7 protein-coding genes are annotated in these 4,257 nt (G+C 59.7%); 4 read left to right on the top strand and 3 right to left on the bottom strand.

Annotation, left to right across the window (positions count from 1 at the left end; genetic code table 11):
- From R3217_10415 to R3217_10400, 4 genes are all read left to right on the top strand, one after another.
- A partial coding sequence (locus R3217_10415; GenBank protein ID MDX1455855.1) for an ion channel occupies positions 1–291 on the top strand: 291 nt, incomplete at its 5' end.
- A 10-nt stretch (positions 292–301) separates the two neighbouring features.
- Positions 302–1,207 carry an acyltransferase gene (locus R3217_10410; protein ID MDX1455854.1) on the top strand — a complete coding sequence of 302 codons (906 nt, stop codon included), beginning with the start codon at positions 302–304 and terminating at the stop codon, positions 1,205–1,207.
- Positions 1,204–1,851: a YchE family NAAT transporter gene (locus R3217_10405; GenBank protein ID MDX1455853.1), complete on the top strand. Its 648-nt coding sequence runs from the start codon at positions 1,204–1,206 to the stop codon at positions 1,849–1,851. Before R3217_10410 ends, R3217_10405 begins: the two co-directional genes overlap by 4 nt.
- 54 nt (positions 1,852–1,905) lie before the next feature.
- Entirely contained in the window at positions 1,906–2,289 is a 384-nt protein-coding gene (locus tag R3217_10400; protein ID MDX1455852.1) for a DUF5362 family protein, read from the top strand.
- A gap of 65 nt (positions 2,290–2,354) precedes the next feature.
- On the opposite strand, the gene R3217_10395 is transcribed toward R3217_10400, so the two are convergent.
- From R3217_10395 to R3217_10385, 3 genes are all read right to left on the bottom strand, one after another.
- Positions 2,355–2,846: a peptidylprolyl isomerase gene (locus R3217_10395; protein MDX1455851.1), complete on the bottom strand. Its 492-nt coding sequence runs from the start codon at positions 2,844–2,846 to the stop codon at positions 2,355–2,357.
- Positions 2,847–2,879: 33 nt separating this feature from the next.
- The gene (locus tag R3217_10390; protein ID MDX1455850.1) at positions 2,880–3,854 is read right to left on the bottom strand and encodes a putative sulfate exporter family transporter; all 975 of its coding nucleotides are present in this window, start codon (positions 3,852–3,854) and stop codon (positions 2,880–2,882) included.
- On the bottom strand, positions 3,855–4,257 hold a 403-nt coding region (locus tag R3217_10385; GenBank protein ID MDX1455849.1), incomplete at its 5' end, for an MAPEG family protein.

The following is a 4,257-nucleotide window of genomic DNA, read 5'->3' as shown; positions in this document are numbered from 1 at the left end:
CTGGTGCCGTTCATCCTGCTGACGCATGTCATCGAGATATGGGTCTTCACCGCGGGTTACCTGCTTGCCATGCAGCTCGGGCTCGGCACGCTGGCAGGCGACTTCAACAATACCTTGCAGGAGGTCGCGTACTTTTCCGCGGTGACCTATACAACCGTGGGCTTCGGCGATATCGTCCCGCAGGGTGATCTTCGCCTGCTGGTTGGCACCGAGGCACTGGCTGGACTGGTGCTGATCACCTGGTCCGCCTCATTCACGTTCATTGAAATGCAGCGCTTCTGGCGCGATTGACGAGGAGCTCATGCTCGGATTTCTTCCTTCGCCCATAAAGGGCGTACTGGCATCCACCCTGGTCATTGCCAATACCATCTTCTTCTTCATACCGGTATTGCTGGCCGCCATCCTCAAGCTCCTGGTGCCGCTGGCTGGGTGGCGCCGCTTCTGCCTGCGCCTGCTTACCTGGATGGCCGAACAGTGGATCATCGTCAACAAGCTGATCACGTCACTGACCCAGCGAATCGACTGGGAGATCGATCTGCCCGGCGATCTCGACTATCGCGGCAGCTACCTGGTGGTTGCCAACCACCAGAGCTGGGCCGATATCGTGGTGCTGCAGCACGTGTTTTCGAAAAGAATCCCGTTCCTGAAGTTCTTCCTGAAGAAGGAGCTGATCTGGGTACCGATGCTGGGCATTGCCTGGTGGGCCCTGGACCTGCCTTTCATGCGGCGCTATACCAAGGCCGAGCTCGAAGCGAAGCCGGAACTGCGGGGCAAGGACCTGGAGATAACCCGACGCGCGTGCGAGCGCTTCAAGGGCATGCCGGTCAGCATCATGAATTTTATCGAAGGCACTCGCTTCCGACCCGCCAAGCACGATGCTCAGCAATCACCTTATCGTCACCTGCTGAAGCCGAAGTCAGGTGGAATCGCCTTTGCATTGAATGCGATGGACGGTGCGATAAGCGAATTGCTCGACGTGACCATTGTCTACGAACCTCATCGCGCCGGCTTCTGGGATCTCCTGAGTGGTACGGTGACTCGTGTGCAGGTGGACGTGCAGCATCGGAAGATCCCGGAGCGCTTCCTGCATGGTGATTACCAGAATGATCCGGCGTGGCGCCAGGCTTTCCAGGACTGGATCACGGAGCTCTGGAAGGAAAAGGACGACCGTATCGAGCGCATGATGAACGAGGAGCTGGCGAAATGATGGCGCTGGCAGATGTGTGGGCCGAGTACCTGAAGTTCTTCGTCGGCCTGATTGCGATCCTGAATCCGATCGGAGTGATACCGATCTTCATCAATCTCACTCACGGTTACAGTGTCGAAGAGCGCAACCACACCGCCAAGCTGACCGGCTTGTCGGTCGGCGCGGTAATGCTGGTAGGGCTGATTGCCGGTGAATACATCCTCAACGTGTTCGGTATCAGCATCGCGAGCTTTCGGGTCGGTGGCGGCATCCTAATCCTGCTGATGGCCATTTCCATGATGAATGCCACGGTCAGCCCGGCACGCCAGACTTCCGAGGAGGCAAGGGAGGCCGTATTGAAGGAAAACGTCGCTGTCGTGCCGCTGGCCATTCCGCTGATCGCCGGGCCGGGCGCGATTTCGACGGTCATCGTCTACGCCAATCGTGCGGCCGAATACTCGCACCAGCTCATTCTCGGCGGCGGCATCATTGTCGTTGCCTTGCTGGTCTGGCTGATTTTCCGCATGGCGCAACCGCTGGCCAATCGCCTGGGTCGCACCGGCATCAACGTGGTCACCCGCATCATGGGCCTGATCATGGCAGCGATCGGTGTGGAATTCATGGCCAACGGGCTGAAGGGTCTGTTTCCGGTTCTTGCTGGATGATGGACCGGCTGACACACTGCAATCAACACACACTGGGGAGAAGGGGAGAAACAAATGGAAAACGGAAACAGCAATTCAATCAAGGACGTTGCACTGCCGCTATACAACGCCAAGTTCTGGATGCAGCTGGTCGGCGTGGTGCTGATCCTGCAGGCAGCGATGATCGTGCTGTCGACGCTGGGCATCGGCATCATCATCGCGTGGCTGCCGGGCTGGCTGGGCATCCTGTTGTTCCAGTCTGCCAGTCATATCGACAGGGCCTTCAACCTGGATGACCGCGAAGCTGCCATCCGCGCGATGGAAAAGCTCAAGACCTATTTCGTGATCCAGGGTGTCCTGTTCCTGCTGGGCGTCATTCTCAGCGTACTGGGCTTTGTCATGTTCGGTGCGATGTTTGCCGAAATGGCCAGCAACATGGGCGGCATGGGTGGTCTTTGATCAGCAACGCAGCCATGAAAAAAGCCGGCGCTTGCGCCGGCTTTTTTCATGATGGACGGAACCCCTTACAGCTTTTCCGCGCGCTCGATCGTAACCGGTTCGCTTGGCACGTTCTGGTGACCCGCCGTGGTGCCAGTCGGCATGCCGGAGATCTGGTCGACGACGTTTTCGCCCTCGACCACCTTGCCGAATACTGCATATCCGAAATCGCGGCTGCCGTGATCAAGAAAGACATTGTCTGCCACGTTGATGAAAAACTGGCTGGTAGCACTGTCGACGACCTGCGTGCGCGCCATGGCAATGGTGTAGGGATCGTTGGACAGGCCGTTGTCCGCTTCGTTCTTGATCGGCGCGCGGGTGTCTTTCTGTTGCATGTCGGGCGTGAAGCCGCCCGCCTGGATCATGAAGTCCGGAATCACACGATGGAAAATGGTGCCGTCGTAGAAATTGTCCTCGACATAAGCGAGAAAATTGGCAACGGTGATCGGCGCTTTCTCATCTTCCAGTTCGAGCGTGATGTCACCATGACTGGTGACGAGCTTAACCTTGGTACCCATGGCGCAGTCCTCGTGAGGTCGTTGGCTTTTCTGTCAGTAGAAGCATAGCAGGCCTGTCGCGACGACGACGACCAGGAAGATCGTTTCGGCAACCACCAGCAGCAGCGGCCGCCAGCCAAGTCCGAGCATTTCGCCGATCGACGCCTTCATGCCGATGGCTGCAATGGCAACCACGAGCAACAGGCTGGAAAGCTCGACCAGCAACGGCTGCAGAGGTCCGAGCCAGCCCAGGCTGTTGATGGTGACCAGTACCACGAAACCGACCAGGAACAATGGCAGCGGAGCCTTGCCGCCCAGGCTGCTCGTGCGCTGCGAGACCAGCAGGCTGACCAGCATGACAACCGGGGCCAGCATGGCGACGCGCATCAGCTTGATCAGCGTTGCGGCATCACCGGCGGGGTCCGAGACGAGATACCCGGCGCCGACAGCCTGGGGCACGTTGTGAATCGTGCCGCCGAGAAAGAGTCCGATGGCCTGCTGGTCCAGCGGCATCAGGCTGGCCAGCCACGGATAGAGCAGCATGGCCAGCGTGCTGATCGCAGTCACGGCAATGATGGTGAACAGCAGCTGTTTCTGGGAATCGTCACGCTGCGGAAGCACGGCCGCCAGTGCCATCGCCGCCGAGGCCCCGCAGATGGCCACCGCGCCGCCGCTGAGCACGCCGGCCACCCGGGACAGGCCGAAGCCCCGGGCCGCCAGCAAGCCGAACGCCAGCGTGAGGATGATGCCGGCGATGGCCAGCAGCAAGGGCAGCATGCCCAGCACCATGACCTGTTCGAATGAAATGCGGGCGCCAAGCAGCGCGACGCCGATTTTCAACAGCGTGTTTGCCGAGAAATCGATGCCCGTGCTGAAGCGGGGGTGGTCGGCCAGTCCGAACAGCACAAGCCCGAGCAGCAGTGCAAGCAGCAGCGCCGGCAGTGCCAGCCATGGCGAGAGCAGCAAGGCCACGGCCGTGATGAAAGCGCACAGTGCAAGCCCTGGCAGGCGGTGAAGAACGGCCTGCATTCAGAAACTCGCGAAGGAAAGGTAAAGGAGGTTTCCGGAGAGGATCAGGATGGGGATCCAGGTCAGCCCGGTACCTGTCCAGCGAGCAAAGCTGCGTCCGGCATACTGGCTCAGCCCGACCGCATGCAAGAGACGACCAGCGAGCAGTGCAATGCCGATGGCGTGCAGGAAGAATGCGGAGGCGTGATTGAGTTCGTTGAGCAGCAGCAACAGCAGGGCAACCGGAATGTATTCCACGAAATTGCCCTGCACGCGGATCATTCGTTCAAGCCGCCTTTCGCCGCCACTGCCGATGCCCACGCGGTAGCGCATTCGCCCCAGCGAGATGCGCGCACTCAGCACGATCAGCTTGATGCCGAAGAGGCCGGCATAGAGTGCAGTGATGGGTGTTTCCATGCGCGTG

The sequence above is a fragment of the Gammaproteobacteria bacterium genome (assembly GCA_033720895.1).
Lineage (GTDB): Bacteria > Pseudomonadota > Gammaproteobacteria > Natronospirales > JAJUFS01 > JAWWBS01.
The sequence above is the reverse complement of the archived record's forward strand: the minus strand, read 5'-3'. Positions and strand labels throughout refer to the sequence as shown.